Raw genomic sequence first — 19,040 nt, 5'->3', positions numbered from 1 at the left:
GAATCATAATCCGCAGGTCCGGGGTTCGAGTCCCTGATGCGCCACCAAAGACATATAGCCCGAGAGCCAGCATTCATGCTACTCTCGGGCTTTTTTTATGCTTTAAAGAAAAATTTGAATTGCTCAATTTTTAACCAATTAGTGGCACTTTTAGTGGCACTTTTGAAATTGAAGAGAATTGGCGAATTTAAATTGAAAGCATAAGAAAACCCCTTGCAACCCCGATTTTACGGGAGCAGCAATGAGGGTCCGAAGTGGGTTTGAATCAAATAATGACCATCGAGATCAGATTTTCTGAGTGTGCATATGCGTTAGCAACCTCATGAATTCACAGGTCTCCTAACAGTCACAATGGCTTGATTTCAGATCGGATTGGGTCTTTAAAAAAGGAAATTTAAGCGTTTTTCCTTTTTTTTGCCTGTTTGCTTTTGTAAATTCCATTTTTATATGGGAGCATTAAAGGCATGGCATCGATTCATAAAACACCCGCAGGGACCTGGCGCGCTGAAGTGCGTTCGTCACGCATGGGTTCGAAACAAATTCGCAAGACACGCACGTTTGATACGAAGCGTGAGGCTCAAGCGTGGGCTGACGCTGTCGAAGCATCAATTAAGCAAATCCGTCACAATGGTCGTATTTTGCCAACCGATATCTCACTAGCAAAAGCAATGCAGATTTGGAGAAAAGAGACACAAGAGCATTTGGAAAAAAACTTACAGCAATATCCGAATGATCCCAAATACCAAACCTTATATCACCGTTTCCTAAAAGACAAAAGCCGGGCAAAATTATGGTCTGAAGGGCCTCTAGGTGCAGTGCCGCTCAAAGACATCAAACAACTCGACATCGAAGCTTTTATTGATGACCGTCGCGAGGAGGATCGAGCCGATTCAACAATTACAAATGACCTCAATCTTCTATCACGGCTGTTCAAGCATGCTGCGGGGACGACAAGTACTTATTTGCCACCAGGCTGGCGATGGCAAATTGAAGATCCAACTCGTGCAGCGCAACAAGCAAGAGTACTTGGACAGTCACGAAAAAGAGATCGGCGATTGAGTCAAAATGAATTAAATGCTTTAGAGACACTGTTTGCTGCAATTTCAGACGCGCAGAACCAAGCACCACAGTCAGATTCTGATCATATAATTGAAATCAGCCAAGGGGACCAGCTTTTAATCTCACCGCACGACAGTCTACGATATATCCACGCAGGATTCATTTTGGCAATTGAGTGCGCTTTACGTCGCGGGAAACTATTTGCCATGACTTGGGGTTGGGTAAATATAGAATCAGGGTCCGAACATTTGTTAATTCCAGTTCAGTACTTGGGTCCAGTGAACAAAGGTATTCCGGCGTATTTGCCGTTGTCTCCCAGAGCAGTTGAAACCCTCTCTGCACTTAAGACTCAAGCCCAAGCACAAGGCAAAGCAGGCTCTGATGATCCTGTTTTTGGTGGTCTGTTTGCAGATCGTGCGTACCGGCTACTGAAAATCGCTTGCGATGCGTTAAGCATTCGTGATTTTACCTGGCATGATCTTCGACATGAGGCCTGTTCTAGATTGGCAGAAAAGGGATGGACATTGCCAGAGATTCAAGCAATTTCAGGTCACAAAACTTTACAAAGTTTGCAACGATATATTCATATTAACAAACAAGCAATTCACGCAAAATTCAGGCAAACTCATCGCACAGAGCCAGTGCCAGACCCTGAAGCAGATGCTGCGTTGCTTAAACAGATTGGTGACTTACTCACTCAAAATGGAATCAACTTGAATGCTGCATTAAGCCATGTATGAAACTGACAATTGATGATCGCTGGTCTGCTAAAACCCCGCCAGCAAACCGAGCGGGGTTTTCTTATGACTCCGTTTATTGAAATATTACAAGAGTCCAACATGCTGAACCACATTCATCCGTTTCGCCTTGGTCAACGTAGCGTCATCCGGGCTCTACATACATTCAAAAGCACACATACCCATTAGCCAATCCACTCATCAATCACATCAGCTTTATTGGCCACCTGATATTCAACGCCGGTTCCTAGTGCATCAAAATGCGCTCTGCCGCATTTTATTTTGTCTTCTTCACTACGGCGCAAATCTTCAGTGAACAAACTGCTCTTGGTTTCCACAACGAAGTACAGGCGATCGGCACCATCTTTATCAATCAAAATAGCCCAGTCCGGGTTGTAGCTACCTAGCGGTGTATCAATCTTGAACCAACCCGGCAATTTGCTGTAAAGCTTAACGGCTTCGTTTTTTTCCAACCCCTCAGCAAAATCACTCTCGGTATTTGAGTCGTACAAAATATGGCTATACAGACTCTTGCTAACTTCCAGCATATTCTGTTCCAAGTAGCCTTTAAGCTCGTGCTCAAGAAAGAGCTCCTGAGCATAGAAATCCTGCTCACCAATTTTTTCGTACTTAATGCCGTCCACCAATGCGTGCATTTTTTTACGCTGAATGATACTCAAGGTATTCTCGATAAACTTTTGTGGATTCTTTTTCAAATCATCTAAGCGTCCGCTCTCCACCAAAATGCGACCAAGGGTACGCCGAGTCAACTGAGTCTTGTTTTGCAGATAACTGAGCACATCCGGCAGGTGTTGATATTGTGCGTCATACAACTCAGTGATTTCCAAGACATCTTTCACACCCACACCGCTTTCGTCCAAGGTAATAGTGGCAATTGAAGTGGTGAACTTTGGCTTGGGAACCGTCATTAGCCTCATGTCAACAATACAGTCTTGAACTAGTTTCTCGATGTCAAAATCAACTTGGTACACTGTCTTGTATTTGATTCGATCCCACAGATCTTTGAAATCGGCACCCAGGATAACTTCTTTGCGAGGCTTGGCGATGTGTTCCTGATTGGCGTTTTTGACATTCAAGCCACCGGCAATCTTTTTCAGAATATGCTCAACAGCAGGTTTCACTACATCGAACTCAGGAGGCAGAATCAGAAGATCATGCTTTAAAGCGATTTTCAGACTGTCCTGCACTTTGCCGGACTTGTCGATAAATTCGTTTACTTTCAGATGGTCGAATAAATGCTCCGACTGCTCCACACCTAGGTATGCCAACTCACCGTCTTCCGTTTCTACCGGAATACTAGCAAAGCTGTGTTGCTCCACCACACCGAAGCGAATACCGTCTTCCTCTTCAATCTCTTTTTGCAACGCTGCGGTAAAGTCAGCGTAGGACTCATTGGCCACCACAGTGAGCGTGTTAATGGCGTAACCAGTATCTGTTATTCGGTCGCCATTTTGATTAACTGACAAACGCAAGCCCCGACCTATTTCCTGACGCTTTTTAATCGTTGATTTGGTTTCGTTTAAGGTACATATCTGGAACACATTCGGGTTGTCCCAACCTTCACGCAGCGCCGAGTGCGAAAAGATGAAACGAAGCGGTATTTTCTCACTAAGTAATTTTTCTTTATCACGCATGATCAGATCATATGCGGACTCGTCATCAGCAGTTTTACCGCTTGTATCCTTGGCTACACCCTTTCGATCAGCCGCAAAATAACCATCATGCACCGTACTCACATGGCTGTCCCAGTCTAGCTCGCCAAACAAGCTCTGATATTGTGGATGACGAGCCAGCTTGAGGTATTCCTCCTCAAACATCTGACCATAAACACCCAGTTCTTGCTTGCCATCTTCATCGTACACACGGTAATTGGATACCCTATCGATAAAGAAAAGCGACAGCACTTTGATGCCTAGTGGACGTAATTGCAGTTCTCGTTTGAGGTGGGTTTCAATGGTTTTATGAATTTGCAAACGCTTGTAAGCAAGATCATCCACACCACCGATTGTTTGTCCGATTTGTAAAATTTCCGGTCTAGAGGTGAAATCCACCCACCCTTGGCCGGGGACCGCACCAATATCCTTGATGATATAACCCTCATAGAGGTCACGGCGAGTCAGTTCATACAGATCTGTACCCTGCTTCAGCCATTTCTTTTCTCGCTTAACAGTGCCAGCGCGAGTCAGACTATCGTACTCAAGTTGCGCCTCAACGACTCCCTTATTGTTGCGCACATCTAGCAACGAAATATATGCGCTGTTATTGTCATCCTTAGGCATAACTTCCAGAACAGCAATTTCTTTCACCAACTTCTGGTTATAAGCATCCACGGCATCCAATCGATAGATCGGCAGATGCTTTTCACGGTGAGTGGCTGAAAACCTCAGAGTAAACAGTGGGTTAAGCGATTTAATGGCTTCAGCAGATTTGGGGGTTGTATCAACCGTTTGTGGTTCGTCAATAATCACAATTGGGTGAGTCTGAGCAATCAGCTGAATCGGCTTTTGCCCCTCCAACCCATCGTTATAGCGGTGAATAATATTGGCGCGAGTTTCTTTTGTCGGATCGGTAAAGCTACGACGGAAAGCATCAATATTAATTACCATAATCTGGATATGACTGGATTCGGCAAAGTTTCGTACCTGATCCAGATTGCCAGAATCATAGACAAAAGCGTCTACCTTGGTTTCCTTATAGATGTCGGCCAGATGATCTCTGGTGATCTCGATCGACTTCTTCACCCCTTCCTTGATAGCCAGAGTGGGCACTACAATGATGAACTTGGTCATGCCATAAGCTTGATACAACTCGTAAATGGAACGCAGGTACACATAAGTCTTACCCGTTCCTGTTTCCATTTCCACCGTGTAATGCAGATCATTTTTATCTAGGCTGTTGCTAGGTTGCAAACCATTTTTCAACTGCACCTGCCTCAGGTTGTGTAATAGTTCCTCCTCACCAAGCACCAACCGATTGGCGGTGCCTTGCGCGTTGCTACCCAGCCCCAGTACACCCTGCCCATCTTTTGCCCACTGCTCGGGCTGCGGCATCGTGAACGGTGTAAAGCAACTTTCCTGTCCAGCAAACAGAGCAACCACAGCCTCCCAAGCTGCTTTCTGATGCGGCAGATTTCGGTCAAATTTTAGTTTCATTCGCCCCACCCTCAAATACTCAGCACGTCGTCAATACCAGCCTGCTTGAATCGCTGAATAGCATTGGTTTTTACGATATCATCAGCAAAGCTAGAGTCACGGAAGACGATACGTAGGATGGGCGCATCAGCGGTACCTAGATCGATGATGGCCTGCACAGTATTTAGGTCGATATTTTCATCAAAACAGGCCACTAGTGAACCACTGGCGACGTTGTAAATAGTGTGACCATTGACCTGTTGTTTTTCCACCGGTAGGGTCAGAGGTAAACCGTACTTGATCAGCACCTCATAGAGCAGATCTTCGCTAGTTCGACCAGGAATAATATTGTTCACTGCTGCCAGCAGACCATCAGCCAGATTGTCGTAATCCGGCTGCCATTTTTTCAGGTTGGAAGTATCCAGCTTTAGCACCTTAAATCCCATATCTGCTTGGGTTTCAGGATATTCTTCACGAATTTTTGTAGCAGCTCGTCGTATACGTTCCTTACCTATTTCAGCAATATTGGGATAGCCAGCTTTCCGAGCCTCAGAATTTTCCGGTGTAGGTTCTGGGATTTGCACCATAATGAACTTGCGGTTGCCGTTATCTTCGGCATTCAGTTGCATGATGGCATGGGCGGTTGTGGAGGAGCCGGAGAAAAAATCCAATATGACACCATTGTTTCGTGTCGTAAGTTCTAATAAAAACCTGATTAACTTAGTTGGTTTAGGAAAACTAAACGGCGATCTCCCTTCAAAAACTGCTTGCAGTTCTTGCGTCCCTTGAGTTGAAGTTCCATAACTGGAACCATCAAACCAAGTGGTTGGCACTTCGCCAAATATCTTTTTTTCTTCGTAAAACACTTTAAGCTGCGGACGACTTTCTCCCGTTCTTCCGAAAACAATCCGATTGTCAGCAAGTAGCTCCAGATACTTATGTTCCTCAGTTCTCCAGCACCGCCCCTGAGGTGGCCAGTATTCTGCGCCAGTATTTGGATTTACTATTTTATAAGTTAAGTTTTCTCGGACATTGGGTGCATCAAACGGATCGGCTTTCCACTTTCCTCTGGGGTCATCGTCAAGATTTTCATAACGAGATTCGTTTAACGGCAATGGATAAGCTGCAAAGCTACCCATTTCAAACCATTTTTCAGCATTGCTCTCTTTCAGTCTACGATTTTCCTGACGACGTACCTTAGCGTATACCAAGATATATTCATGTTGATCGCTAATATCAGTGTCGTTTTGAACTGACGTTCTGGACTGCCATGGAATTTGTGTAACTAAATTCGTTTCGCCAAAAATCTCATCGCAAATCTTTCGCAGATTATGCACTTCATTGTCATCAATGGAGATAAAAATCACCCCATCATCTCGCAATAGATTTCGTGCCAACTTTAGACGTGGGTACATCATGTTGAGCCAGTTGGAGTGGTAACGTCCAGCAGTGTCAGTATTAGTGAATAGCGGATTGCCTTCTTCATCTCGCTGTCCGGTTAGACGCTGGTAGTTAGCTAGATTGTCCTTGAAATCATCCTTGTAAACAAAGTCCTTGCCAGTGTTATATGGCGGGTCGATGTAGATCATTTTGACTTTGCTGAAGTAGCTTTTTTGCAGTAGCTTGAGCACTTCGAGGTTGTCGCCCTCGATGTAGAGATTTTCTGTATTATCCCAATCCACTGATTCATCCGGTGCTGGTCGCAGCGTACCTAGGCTTGGCGTTGTCGCAATGCGTTTAGCCTGTTCCTTGCCAGCCCATGTGAACTGGTAACGTTCGTTGGCAGTTTCGACATGTTCACCAAGTTCGGCCTTGAGCGCCTCAAAATCCACCTTTCCCTCGGTAAACACATTAGGAAACAGGGATTTGAGCTGTTCGAGATTGTGTTCGGTCATATCCATACTGGTGGCTGGGATACTTTCAAGTTGTGCTTTGTCTGTCATGTTGTTGAATCCGTTTTAAATCCAAGAGCCTGATTCAGTTTCAGGCCAAGGGTTGATCAGCAAGGTGTGCCAGTCTCTTGTTCAGTTTTTGCAGCTCAAGGTTTAGTGCAACCTTTTCATTGAACTGCTTGCAGGCATCACGCTGGTTTTTCAGAACACTAATTTGTTGCTTTAAGTTTTGTATTTGACGCAAACGTTCCATCTGCTGTTGTACAGCTTCAGGCTCCAAAGCATAGTTAGCCGGTGCGTCAGCTTGTGTCGTTTGATTTAGGCTACAAGCTGTCAGGTAGCGTACAAAGCTGCTGATCCACCCTTGATACAAGAACATCAGATTGCTTTGGTTTTGCTGCTGAAAAGCTAATGACTGGTAGAACTCCTGTTGCAAAGCATCTGCTGTTGTCGTGAGCCAATCTGTCACCAAAAGCTCCTGAATGACCAGTTGAGCGTGTTCTGGATTTGCTTGATTGACGGTTTTGGTCGCCAAAGACCATTGCACACGATCCGTACTGATCACTTCTAACAACAGCGGGTAAGGAAATGCCTGATGTAGTAACTGATGCAAGCTTTTTAACTGACCTGCACTATGGCTGCGATCTTTTAGTGCAATCTGTAATACCAGTATTTCCAAATACTCATTTTCTGCTTGCTGAAAGGCTGCAATATTGGAGTTATTAGGTGTGATGTGACCGACCAGCAGAATACTATCTGCTAGATCTTGTAAAAGACGTACTGCACTCGCACTGTTTCTTGCATACTCAGCAATGGCTTTTTTCGGAATTTTCTGCTGTATATGGCAAGCGGCAGGCAGCTGCAAGAAATCCAGTAGCATCAATTGCCCTCCAACAATATCAGGAAAGCGACTACTTCGTAATTTCCACTGGACTCTGTCTTGGCTAACTTAGTGCCACCTCGGGTAAACAAGCTATGAATGCCCTGCTGTTGTTGTTCACCCTGCAAATGAGCAATGGCTGATTGCAACTGGCTCTGGTAGTGCTTGCTGTTGCCAGCTTGCACATACAGTTCCTTATTAGCATGTGTGCGCCCTAAACATTGGCGTTTAAGCACATCTAATATTTTTTTGGCCTGATTGAATGGCAAAGTTGTGGCGCCATCTTGTCCAACTTGAACTAGGTAAAAGGGAAATAGCGCGTAGGGTTCTTGCAACTCATGTTGCGCACTATCCAAGCTTTTAAGGCAGAAGATCACACCTGGCTGAACACCTTGGGCCTGTAAGCCTGAGTCAAGCCTAGCCACGCTATATAAGCCATTGGGCGCGGACTCCAAAACAGATTCATGTGCTTTGCGATAGTTGGCCAAATCCATTTTGAAATCACTGAGTGTGAGATCTGTGATCGACAGACCACCGGAAATATCTTCCAAATCTGGCACATTGTTTTGTAGCTCCTGCATTTGCTTACGACGATAGGCCAGATCACGCATGCGTCCCTCATTGTCAGAATCAATCAGGTTTTCTTCGCCGGTTGCAGATACATCCAAGAGCACCATGCGACCGCTAACGCGGGATTCCAAATCAATGTATTCATCCAATTCGATATTTGGCCAAAAATTGATCAATTGAATCTGAGTATTCGTAGAACCCAGGCGATCAATGCGCCCGAATCGTTGAATAATGCGAACGGGATTCCAATGGATGTCGTAGTTGATCAAGTAGTCGCAATCTTGTAAGTTCTGGCCTTCGCTGATACAGTCAGTAGCAAACAACAGGTCAATATTGGCTTCATCAGGCAATCCTGTCTTATCGCGCTCTTTCGAAGATGGGGAAAATGCAGTGAGTAGTTCACCAAAATCAGTGCGCACCATCGGGTTATTGGTTTTATTGCTGCCACTGCCAACAATGACCGCACTGTGCAAGCCATGAGTATCTAATGCCCATTGTTGTAAATGTTGATACAAGTACTGAGCCGTATCAGCAAAGGCCGTAAAAACAAGCACCTTGCGGTTATCCGGGTTGAGCGGTTGCTTGATCTTAGCTTCAATCTGGGCTTTAAGTAGTCCTAATTTTTTATCACGCTGAACGTTAATGCTGTTGGCAGCGTTGTGTAGTTGAAGCAGATAACTGCGGTCTTCTTTCAGGTCATAAAGCCATTTAGCTTGGTCCATGTCTTGGATCAGAACTTTGACTTTGCTGCCAACCAATAATGCCTCTAGTTCAGGAGAGTCAATATCGGCATCCAAGATGTCGATACTGTCCAACTCATTGTTGCTGTGTTCTTCAAGCTTATTGATGGTTAAATCAATGCTGGCCAGTAAGCGCTCAGTGGTCAGTCGAAAAGAATGTACAGAGCTTTCCAAGCGCTTGAGCAGATTGACCTTAATCAGACCAATCAGGCTTTTCTCTCTGTCAAGCTGACTGAACACTGACCTGCCATCACCCAGCTTGGTGTCGTACTTTGCCTGATAGCTAGCACGCTTTTCCATCAGCACATATTTGAGTGGTGAGAAAGTGCTCAGGTTGAGACGCTCAATGATTCTGTTGATTTCCTTGAGTGATGGAAATTCATTTTGAGTATCAAAATCAGCTTTGACATTGATGGGCTTAAGCCGCTGTGGAAACTGGCCGATATCAGCCAGGTTGTAGTATTTCTCGATATGTTTGCGTGATCGAGCAATGGTTAGTAGGTCAAGTATTTTGAAGTAACCAAAATTAAGACTATTAAGCAGTTGCTCGGTGGTGCGACTTTCTTCGGGACGTTTGAGCCACTCATTAAAACGGGTCTGCGCCTGTCTCAGGGTATTAGATATATTCTCAATGCCATGCGCTTGTAATGCTTGGTCATCCCCTTCGGTAGCAAAAGCGATCTGATTTTTCAGATCATTCAAACGATTATTGACTGGCGTAGCCGACAACATCAGTACTTTGGTTTTTACGCCAGAACGGATAATGTCATCCATCAGCTTGGAATAACGAGTATGGCGTTCATCCGCAACGCTTGCGTTACGAAAGTTGTGAGACTCGTCGATCACAACTAAGTCATAGTTACCCCAATTGAGCGTGGCTAGGTTAGTGTCTCCCGACATACCTGCACTACGAGTTAGATCCGAATGATTAAGGACGTTATAACTAAAACGATCTTTAGCTAACAAGTTACGAGTATCGTTCTGAACAAACAACGTCCAGTTGTCGCGTAACTTCTTGGGAGCCAGCACCAGCACCCTAGCATTACGCAGCTCGTAATACTTGATGACTGCTAGTGCCTCAAATGTTTTGCCAAGCCCCACAGAGTCGGCAAGAATACAGCCGTTGTGCCGTTCCAACTTGTCAATCACACCCAGCACGCCATCCTTTTGAAAGGGATACAGCTTGTTCCAAATCAGGGTGTTTTTAAAGCCCGTACGGGTATTGACGATGGAATCTTCGTCTATCTCATTCAGAAGTTCTTCAAATAGACGATACAGAACGATGAAATAAACCAACTCTGGTGATTGATCAGTCGCTAGAAATTCGACAGCGGATACCAGTTCCGCCTGAATATCCTGCGCACCTTGTTCTTGCCAGTGCTGATTATACCATTGACGCATGCTTTCTGTATGAATAGGATCGGTCGAGCCCATCGCCATATCAAGGCGATCAGTAAATGCAAGACCAAGCCCAGTTGCAGTCAGGTCAGTCGAACCCTGAATGGATGTCGTATTTTTCGTATTCTGAATGTGAAAGAGATTTTGAACTAGGCGATTTGACTGTACCCCCTTGGCTGTCACATTGTTTTGTAACCATTTGAGCAATGCAGCCGCTTGCTCTTTCTGTACAAGCTGTTGACTTAGCTTTTCTTCACCGGGCTGACAAGCGACACGCTTAGTCAGAGACTGGTCATCTATACCTAATAGAAGATTTGCTTTGCAACTTTTAAGCTGATCATAAAGAGCCGAGAAGCCCGCCAAACTTAGGCTCTTGAGCACAAGCGAGAGTTCAGAATCAGCTTGCAACCGTTCCTTCAACACAGACACCAATTTGGTAGTGCGATTGTCGATCATCCAGTTAGTCAAAACAGCTCCTCATCAAAACCGCGCAGCACCGTAAAAACTCAAAAGCTTTGCCGCAATGCACGATGGCAATATAGTGTAAGTAATTTTACTGACAGTAACTAGAACAAGTCCTTTCTCGCACAACCTCAATACAAAGTTCTAGGCATCTTGTGCATAACCACGCCAAAGGACAACTGTATTTTTTGAAGATTCGAAATCTTGAGTTTCGACTGAATTAACAACTTTAAGGTTTATGTACAAAAATTTTGACCTGCCGTTATTCGCGGCACACAACCGTAAAAATGATCCCAACTATATTTATTTTTCAGAGCTCACTCTAGGACTACCTCACAGACAATGAGGAATCTTTTTTCAGCACACCAACTGTAGAAACATTAAATAACATGGCGATCCCGATTCGTCAGACGGGAAATCAACAAATGAATTGATCTATTCACCAGATCACTTTCCTTTAATCCACTGTAATACTTCAATGAGTTTCACAATCAAAATTTGTTAATTAACCAAACCCTATCTTCACACCAAGTTTTGAATAAAAGATTGATTTCAAAATCAACATAAATCAATACCATTCAATCAAAATCAATAAAATTAATTTTCAAAGAGAGATCGCACCACGGATGCTCCTATTTCAATCAAAAACAACTTGATGATTTTCGTAAACAAGTTGTAAATCAGAGCAAACACCACGCTTCGTTTTAAAAATAATATTATTACTCTGATTGATTAGATAGAGTATGCTTAACTCTTCTTTATTAATAACACCACACGATTCATTAAACAAATAAATGGATGACACTTTGCGATGGTTATTGCTTTGTTTGATTATGTCAAACGCAATAAGATTTGAAATAACTTGTTGTATACGATTCCAGGCTGGCATTCGCTTATCAAGAGGCGTACAGGGATGAGTCATGCGCAAAAAAGTTCTATAGCTTCGAAGATTTGGTGAGGCAGATAACCATACCGTCACAAGCTCTACTGGCAAGTTTTCCAAAATGTCTGAATCAATACTTTCACTAGTCGCACTCTTTAAAGCATTCCAAACAGTAATATTTTGGCCTGTGCCAATCTCCGTAAATTGTCTCATACCCCACAAAGAGCAATAAATCCGACTCCAATCTCTTTTCTCGTCTTCACTAGTCGAGTTTGATCTGTCACATGAGTCATCAACATTGTTTAATTCAGCATTAGACTCACCTATGTCAACCCCGTCTACTACGAGCGATTTTGATACGTACTTAGCTGCTTGCACAGCGTCTCCAAAAGCTTGAATTTTTCTGATCACGATAGGCAAGCTCCTATTATTTTGAGCTATCGTAATCTGGCATTGAATATCTAATCGAGAAATTGTTTTTAGTTTTTCGTTGTCATATACAGACAAAAGAATCTCTCGAAAATAATGAGCAGATTTTTCACTTTTAAAGTACAAAAGCAGATTGAAATGCGGAACTCCTGACCTGTGAGGCTCGACGGTTCTAAAGCCTATAATTTCGATGTTCTTTTGTTTCGCTTTGTTATACGCTTTTTGCCAAACACTCATTAGCCATTCATATGCTACTTGCGGACTGGGTTTACCTGCCATTACCCACGATGGATTTTGCACACCATAATTTAAAATGGGATGAAAAAAACTTGGACATGTCATGTAAAAAACACATCCGAACCATCTTAAATCTTGCTCGCAAAATTTAACAGTTTCTTCAAGTCGGTGACGCTGATCAGCACACCGTCCGATCATTCTTTGTTCAAAAAGGCGGTCAGAAACTTCACGACCTGTTTTTTTCATAGTGTTAGATAGAGCTTCTTTTTGAAAATACATCTTCATTTTCATTAAATCGCGTGCTATGGAGCTAACATAATGATTAGATTCAATTTTGTGTAAGTTCAGATCTCGTGCGATTGAATCTACCGCTTGTGCTAAGCGTGTAGTGATTTGGGCCAGATTAAGATCACAGGATATTTCATTTCTGAGCAGATTAAAATACGATCTTTTAATTTGAGTGGCAGATGCGCCGACATGTAAACCTAAGTTTGAAAAAACACTCAAGTTTTGAACAATTTCTTTAAATCTATTTGAAAGACTTTCAACTCCGTTTTCATAAATAGCAGAAACAGCCGCTTCTCTTGCATGCCACCACCATTGCCAAGGTAAGCGCTCAAGCTTGAGTGTCTCAAGCTCTTTTCTTATCACATCTGTCGGGCGTACACGCTGACTTAAGTATTCAGCAAAATTTTCAGCGTTACCGGGACTGACGCTCAGCGTATGGTCAGCGCATATGTCCAAATTCTCAACAAACATAACCTTTACGTGACGATTAGGGTCATGCGAGAGGGTTTGTGAAAGAGATCGAAGATCTGGGGCGACCTCTTTTTCGTTTGGGCATTATGCAATTTAAACTTGCAGAATGATCAAAATCATTTGCCTCATTAAACCCATTCTGATCAGCTGGACATTCAAACCTTGTAGCTTTCAACCAGTTATCAACAACATCTTTGTACCAATATCTTGTTCGCCCAATCACAATCCAAGGAGGCAAACATGAGGAAGGCAACTCATTTTTGTTTATCTTTGAAAGAATATTGTAAAGACTGTAGCGACTAATGCCGAAATATTCAGCGAGGCTTTTGGTATTCATTAAATTCATTTCTCTACTCCAGATTTTCAATCATTCTTTAATGATATTTAAAAAGAATGAAAAACTACAAATGAAAATGGTTAAAAAATGAAGAGAAAAATTTAATTTCTACGCAAATCTATTTGACAAATCAAAAACATTGCCAATTGTGTTCGAAAAACAAATACTATTCAAACCATTAGTTTTCCCTGCAATCAACTCAAGTCGATGCAAAACTAACTTCTTTTCGAATGGCTTAATTAATACAAGCACAACGCCCACACCAGGTAACGCTGACTCGGCTACCATTGAAAACCTCAACTTTCTACCACTATCAAGAGTGATTAAAAAATTAATTATTTAAAGAAATCATTAAATAGGACTGACACGTTCAGATACCGCCCTTCCGTACTATCATCGAAGACTCAAATTAATTAATTCATTGAGTTTGTTTCAAAGGGGATTTCATGAGCTATTTCGCAAACGTATACAACGTGATGATCGCTTCACCGGGAGATGTCTTATCCGAAAGGGCCATTATTCGTGATGTTATCTACGAGTGGAACGCAGTTCACTCAAATTCTCGAAAAATTGTTCTGCTTCCGACCGGTTGGGAAACTCATTCATCACCTGAAATGGGTGCATCAGCTCAGACCATCATCAATAGCCAAGTTTTAGAAAAATGTGACCTTCTTGTTGGAGTTTTTTGGACCAGAATTGGCACACAAACTGACAACTATGCAAGTGGGTCAGTAGAAGAAATTGAGCGTCATATTAATGCAGAAAAACCGACTATGCTGTATTTTTCAAGCCAACCCGTCTCATTAGATACAGTTGACTCAGATCAAATAAAACTAGTAAAGAACTTTAAAGACTCGTGCCGTAACCGAGGCTTATTTGAAAGCTATGACAGCCATGCGGATTTCAAAGCAAAGTTCTACCGGCAACTTCAGTTGAAACTAAATGAGCACCCTATTTTCTTAACCGATTCCGGCGAAGCTCGCAACTACTTAATTAAAGAATCAAAGATTAAAATTCCTGAAATATCTGCGGAAGCGCGCATTCTACTAAAGGAAGCAAGCTTAGACGACCACGGGACCATCCTGTATATCCGACACCTAGGTGGCACTGATATCCAGGTAAACGGAAAAAACATAATTTCATCAGGCGTGCGTCGCGAAATCGCAAAATGGGAACAAGCACTAAATGAGCTCGTTGCATTAGACCTTGTTGCTGGGCGTGGTCAGAATGGGGAGTTTTTTGAACTCACAAACCTTGGCTATCAAATTTCAGAGATGATAGTACTGTAAGTCTATTCATTTGAACTGATCGACTTGCAGATCAGTTCGAACAATAACTAAGGAATCTCTGAACAACTCCTCTCGCAAAAATCATAACTATGTGTTCATGCGGGTTACAGAGTCGTTGTCCTGAGAAATCTGTACTTATTCAGAGGTTCCCTAACCTCTTCCCCAAGTCGGCAGCATACAATCGTTACAAATTAGAATCAATGATTCGACAGCATCGCTACCCGAACCCACATTAAGGCTAAGAAATGCGGTTACTCTAGCAATCCCGCTTTGCAACATCACAAATTTGAGCAACGTAATTTTGAGATCGTGTAAATCGGAGCGTTCATAAACGGAAACAACAAAGTAAATCATCGTTGTGAACGTAATCCAAGATTTGCAAATTAAAGCCGTCAAAGTCAATACCATTGGATCGCTAAAGTGATCTGTATTGCCAGTTAAATTACAGCCTTTCGAGGGTTTAAATTGTTGTATGTAACCACCACCGCCAGCTAATTTCAGGTGACTATTTAAACTATCACCGTGATCGATCATAAATCGATTCATTAAAACCTTCCAATCATGAATAGCCATTGTCCATTTTTGGAGAAAGCTTGTATTGCAAAGTAAGCCTCGTTCGGTGTCGATTCATCAGTCGGGGAAATCTTGTGTGATTTGATTATCTTTTGAAGTGCGTTTTTTCCATTAATTGCGTTTTGGCAATTTCTATTACCCGTTAATATGATCGTCTTAGTCAAAATCTATTGTAATGTAACTTCTGTTTTTAGAAACTGTAAATGTAATGTATTCAAATCAAAAAATCTATCGATCAAACCTCTTGCAAACAACTTAGATGATGAATTGAATTCAATCTAAAAACATCTTGCCTTAACTATTACAAACGATCAAAAACATCCGTTATTGACATGAGAATTATTGATCTTATAAAAACATATTCAACATGTTAATTTACGAATCATTTTAAGGTCTTATCGCGTCCACTTTTGGCATTGTGATTATTCATGAAATAAAAGTCCCACAACAAGCACTTCTTACCAATCTGATTCATTAAATTTAGGTCAGATTATTTTGCTTACTTATCCTCTTTTGTCATTTTGATTATTTTTCAATTAAAAGTATTTAAACATTAAGTTTTACTTTATATCCTAATCAATTTAAACTATGCATTAGTCTTTCAACAGCGTACTACATTTGCATTTGCATCCCCTATTGTCATAGTAATTACTAGTTTGTAAAAAAATTTATTTTTTGAATAATGCAATCATTTTTTGCTAAGGAACCTCTGAATAAGTCCAAATTTCCCAGAATGACAACTCTGTAACCCGCATGAACACTGGCTTGATATTGCCAGAAAAGGAGTAATTCAGAGTCTCCCTAATCAAGGAAGCAACACATCATCTTAAGATCATTTGGTTTTATACTCATTTGGCTTCTTAATTATTTCACAATAAAAGAAAACCAAAGTTGCTCGAAACAATTTAGTCATTGGCCATTCACTTGTAAACGCTGATGGAGTACTAGACAAAAGCCAAATCTATGTGAGATTTATCGCAGATTTTTTATTGGTAAAACAACCTGACATTTACTTTTGTACCATCAGCATTAGCACATGACGTCGGCAAACATTAAAGTCACCCGAACCTGATTAACGAACTTATGTACTCCAACAAGTGGAACTGACCTGCCCCATCTATGCAGCGCAACTAAGGAACCTCTGAACAACTCCTCTCGCAAAAATCATAACTATGTGTTCATGCGGGTTACAGAGTCGTTGCCCTGAGAAATCTGTACTTATTCAGAGGTTCCCTAAAGGGCATCTCGAATAACCCCCGCTGAGTGCGCCGATTCCTAAAATGACCCTATTGCCACCTCTTTGCCCGTAAACGCTATGAAACGTAGTGCCATCAAGCTTGAACTCTTTGCCGATGAGCGTCAGCGCGAGAAGCTGGATCAGATCGGTGACCCTCTGGCCAATATCGATGAACTCCTGAACTTCAAAGTCCTGGCAGCACGAATCGACAAGATCGCGCCTCGAGGCGACGGTGCCAAGGGTGGTCGACCTGCCTATCCAACCGAGGTGATGCTTCGCATCCTGCTGGTCAAGAAGCTGTACAACCTGTCCAACGACCAGATGGAGTTTCAACTGCTTGATCGCATGAGTTTCAAGCGCTTCTGTCGTCTGACCAACTCTCGCACCATACCCGACGCCACCACGATCTGGGTGTTCGAGAACCGTATCGGCGAGGCCGGCGCGAGAGAGATCTTTGACGGTGTCGAGTCTCAACTCTTTGCCAAGGGGTTCATTCCTCGCGGCGGTCAAATGATCGACGCCACCCTGGTGCAGGCACCCACCCAGCGCAATACGCGCGAAGAGAACAAGCTCATTAAGCAAGGCGCCATGCCGGCTGACTGGGAACCCGCGAAGCGTCGTCAGAAAGACACGGATGCGAGCTGGACCAAGAAACACGGCAAGAGCTACTTTGGTTACAAGATGTCTGTCAACGTAGACAACCGTTACAAGCTGATTCGCAAGGTGCAAACGAGTACCGCCAGCGAGCATGACAGCAAGCATTTCGATGCTGTACTCGACCCGTTCAACACGAGCCGAGATGTTTACGCAGACCGGGGCTATCCCTCCAAAGCACGCACAGAGTTTCTCGAGGATGAGGGATATCGAGATCAGATCCAGCGCCGTGGCACCGGTAAAAAACCCTTGTCACAGACGCAACAAGGTCGCAATCGTCGTCTCGCCAAGACTCGGGCTCGGGTCGAACACCCGTTCGCAGCGATCAGCCAGATGGGTGGCAAGTTTGTACGCACGATCGGACAAGCACGCGCAAACTTCTCCATGCTTCTCATGGCAGCTTGCTACAACGTCAAGCGGGGAGTCTTTCTCGTGGCCACCAATGGCGGTCGCGGTGCGCCCTCGTAGGGGGTCAGTGCGCCGAATTGCGCCTAAAAAGCGCAATTCCGGCACTTGAGGGGCAAAATGTGCCCTGATTTACGCTGAAAAGGCGGTGTTTCTTGTTTTTTTGCAAAGAAATCTTTGCGCCTCGCTCAGTGCCTCAAAAACGAGGGGTTCTTCGAGGTGCCCTAAAGCCCATCAGCCAAAGTCACGCCACCACCATAAACAAGGCCCATCAAAACGAATCGGGATTCTCCGAAAAACTGGAAACTGGTATCAATGGCCATTAACAGCTAGATTCTCTGTGTGCCTACATAAGCCTAAGTCATACAGGTGTTGGGTAAATAAATCAGTTTGAAAAAATATTTTCAATACTCACTAAACTTTTTCTCGAATCTGCCGTAAATAGTAGAAGTCTCTGAATAAGTCCTAGTTTTTCAGAATGGCAACTCTGCAACCCGCATAAACACTGGGCCGATATTGTCAGAAAAGGAATGCTTCAGAGCTTCCAATAGCATCATATTTAAAGATGCTTTTATTTTCCAAAAACTCAATTAAGGAGTTCGTTATGATTACGATTGCTATTAAAAACCAAAATGTTAATTTTGGTATGGTTTCGCTCAACAAAAGCTTAAATCCACTCTTCAAAGGACTTAAATCCAAAACAGATAAAAACTCAATGTCTGTAAAAATAGAATTTTCTATCGATCCTCAGATTTCAAAAAAATCTGATCAAAAAACGACTAGAGAAAAAATTGAACAAATTTTATCTGAAAGCAATAATTTAGCTTTCCGGCGCGATGAGTTCAATCAATGCGGCAAGTACCGGGAAGTCAGCCGCGTGATCGCGGCCCTTATCGGTGAGGGAAAACTTATACGTTTAGCTCGCGGTTTTTATATTAAAAGCACACTAACTGACAAATTCGTAAAACCCGATCTCACAACGCCCGCTCCAACATCTGAACTTAACTCTAACAACTTAGAGAAAAATCAACTCAAAGTCTTTGAGGCTCGTATGCAAACAGAAATTATAAAGCACTCCAAAAGCTTTACTTTCCACGAATGTCGCATGCAAATGCAAGGGCAAGATTACTACTATGTAAAACCCAAGAAAAACTGATTTAAGCTTTAGAGGTCGGATCGAGTGTAATTACTTGATCCAGCCTTCCCGATTTCGGATTAATCTTAAGTTTTCTCGGCCAGTACCGATATGGTAACGGTTAAGCTAATAATGACATACGATTTCAACCGTCGGCCATCATCGATGCACAACCAAATCCGATCACATCGGAACAGGATAATTGGTGAGCA

General features: G+C 42.9%; 10 protein-coding genes. 4 read left to right on the top strand and 6 right to left on the bottom strand.

Annotated elements, in window-relative coordinates; all coding sequences use genetic code 11:
* Nucleotides 1–464 precede the first annotated feature (464 nt).
* Nucleotides 465–1,799 (top strand): tyrosine-type recombinase/integrase, encoded by a 1,335-nt coding sequence (locus tag ACOI06_RS13890; protein ID WP_420663197.1) that lies wholly within the window; start codon nucleotides 465–467, stop codon nucleotides 1,797–1,799.
* Between the two features lie 182 nt (nucleotides 1,800–1,981).
* On the opposite strand, the gene ACOI06_RS13885 is transcribed toward ACOI06_RS13890, so the two are convergent.
* The 5 genes from ACOI06_RS13885 to ACOI06_RS13865 form a co-directional block, all read right to left on the bottom strand.
* Nucleotides 1,982–4,969 carry a type III restriction-modification system endonuclease gene (locus ACOI06_RS13885; RefSeq protein ID WP_420663196.1) on the bottom strand — a complete coding sequence of 996 codons (2,988 nt, stop codon included), beginning with the start codon at nucleotides 4,967–4,969 and terminating at the stop codon, nucleotides 1,982–1,984.
* 11 nt (nucleotides 4,970–4,980) lie between these two features.
* Nucleotides 4,981–6,891 carry a site-specific DNA-methyltransferase gene (locus ACOI06_RS13880; RefSeq protein WP_420663195.1) on the bottom strand — a complete coding sequence of 637 codons (1,911 nt, stop codon included), beginning with the start codon at nucleotides 6,889–6,891 and terminating at the stop codon, nucleotides 4,981–4,983.
* A 40-nt stretch (nucleotides 6,892–6,931) separates the two neighbouring features.
* Nucleotides 6,932–7,720, bottom strand: a complete 789-nt coding sequence (locus ACOI06_RS13875; protein ID WP_420663194.1) for a DUF4391 domain-containing protein — start codon at nucleotides 7,718–7,720, stop codon at nucleotides 6,932–6,934.
* Nucleotides 7,720–10,896: a helicase-related protein gene (locus tag ACOI06_RS13870; protein WP_420663193.1), complete on the bottom strand. Its 3,177-nt coding sequence runs from the start codon at nucleotides 10,894–10,896 to the stop codon at nucleotides 7,720–7,722. Before ACOI06_RS13870 ends, ACOI06_RS13875 begins: the two co-directional genes overlap by 1 nt.
* Before the next feature lie 631 nt (nucleotides 10,897–11,527).
* Complete coding sequence (locus ACOI06_RS13865) at nucleotides 11,528–13,198, bottom strand: replication endonuclease (protein ID WP_420663192.1); 1,671 nt, start codon at nucleotides 13,196–13,198, stop codon at nucleotides 11,528–11,530.
* A gap of 783 nt (nucleotides 13,199–13,981) precedes the next feature.
* Here ACOI06_RS13865 and ACOI06_RS13860 point away from each other — a divergent pair.
* The gene (locus ACOI06_RS13860) at nucleotides 13,982–14,824 is read left to right on the top strand and encodes a hypothetical protein (RefSeq protein ID WP_420663191.1); all 843 of its coding nucleotides are present in this window, start codon (nucleotides 13,982–13,984) and stop codon (nucleotides 14,822–14,824) included.
* Nucleotides 14,825–14,974: 150 nt separating this feature from the next.
* Here the strand turns inward: ACOI06_RS13860 and ACOI06_RS13855 are convergent, their stop codons facing one another.
* Nucleotides 14,975–15,358 (bottom strand): hypothetical protein, encoded by a 384-nt coding sequence (locus ACOI06_RS13855; protein ID WP_420663190.1) that lies wholly within the window; start codon nucleotides 15,356–15,358, stop codon nucleotides 14,975–14,977.
* A gap of 1,354 nt (nucleotides 15,359–16,712) precedes the next feature.
* Here ACOI06_RS13855 and ACOI06_RS13850 point away from each other — a divergent pair.
* The gene (locus tag ACOI06_RS13850) at nucleotides 16,713–17,756 is read left to right on the top strand and encodes an IS5 family transposase (RefSeq protein ID WP_420663198.1); all 1,044 of its coding nucleotides are present in this window, start codon (nucleotides 16,713–16,715) and stop codon (nucleotides 17,754–17,756) included.
* Between the two features lie 541 nt (nucleotides 17,757–18,297).
* Nucleotides 18,298–18,849: a type IV toxin-antitoxin system AbiEi family antitoxin domain-containing protein gene (locus tag ACOI06_RS13845; RefSeq protein WP_420663189.1), complete on the top strand. Its 552-nt coding sequence runs from the start codon at nucleotides 18,298–18,300 to the stop codon at nucleotides 18,847–18,849.
* Nucleotides 18,850–19,040: the final 191 nt, after the last annotated feature.

The organism is Orrella sp. 11846, assembly GCF_048820935.1.
Taxonomy (GTDB): Bacteria; Pseudomonadota; Gammaproteobacteria; order Burkholderiales; family Burkholderiaceae_B; genus Algicoccus.
This window is presented reverse-complemented; position numbering and strand designations above follow the sequence as displayed.

What these genes read in the sequence shown, in the direction of transcription:
- ACOI06_RS13865 (WP_420663192.1), bottom strand. Translation starts at nt 13,198, where the DNA reads ATGTTTGTTGAGAATTTGGACATATGCGCTGACCATACGCTGAGCGTC.
- ACOI06_RS13885 (WP_420663196.1), bottom strand. Translation starts at nt 4,969, where the DNA reads ATGAAACTAAAATTTGACCGAAATCTGCCGCATCAGAAAGCAGCTTGG.
- ACOI06_RS13875 (WP_420663194.1), bottom strand. Translation starts at nt 7,720, where the DNA reads ATGCTACTGGATTTCTTGCAGCTGCCTGCCGCTTGCCATATACAGCAG.
- ACOI06_RS13855 (WP_420663190.1), bottom strand. Translation starts at nt 15,358, where the DNA reads ATGATCGATCACGGTGATAGTTTAAATAGTCACCTGAAATTAGCTGGC.
- ACOI06_RS13860 (WP_420663191.1), top strand. Translation starts at nt 13,982, where the DNA reads ATGAGCTATTTCGCAAACGTATACAACGTGATGATCGCTTCACCGGGA.
- ACOI06_RS13890 (WP_420663197.1), top strand. Translation starts at nt 465, where the DNA reads ATGGCATCGATTCATAAAACACCCGCAGGGACCTGGCGCGCTGAAGTG.
- ACOI06_RS13850 (WP_420663198.1), top strand. Translation starts at nt 16,713, where the DNA reads ATGAAACGTAGTGCCATCAAGCTTGAACTCTTTGCCGATGAGCGTCAG.
- ACOI06_RS13845 (WP_420663189.1), top strand. Translation starts at nt 18,298, where the DNA reads ATGATTACGATTGCTATTAAAAACCAAAATGTTAATTTTGGTATGGTT.
- ACOI06_RS13880 (WP_420663195.1), bottom strand. Translation starts at nt 6,891, where the DNA reads ATGACAGACAAAGCACAACTTGAAAGTATCCCAGCCACCAGTATGGAT.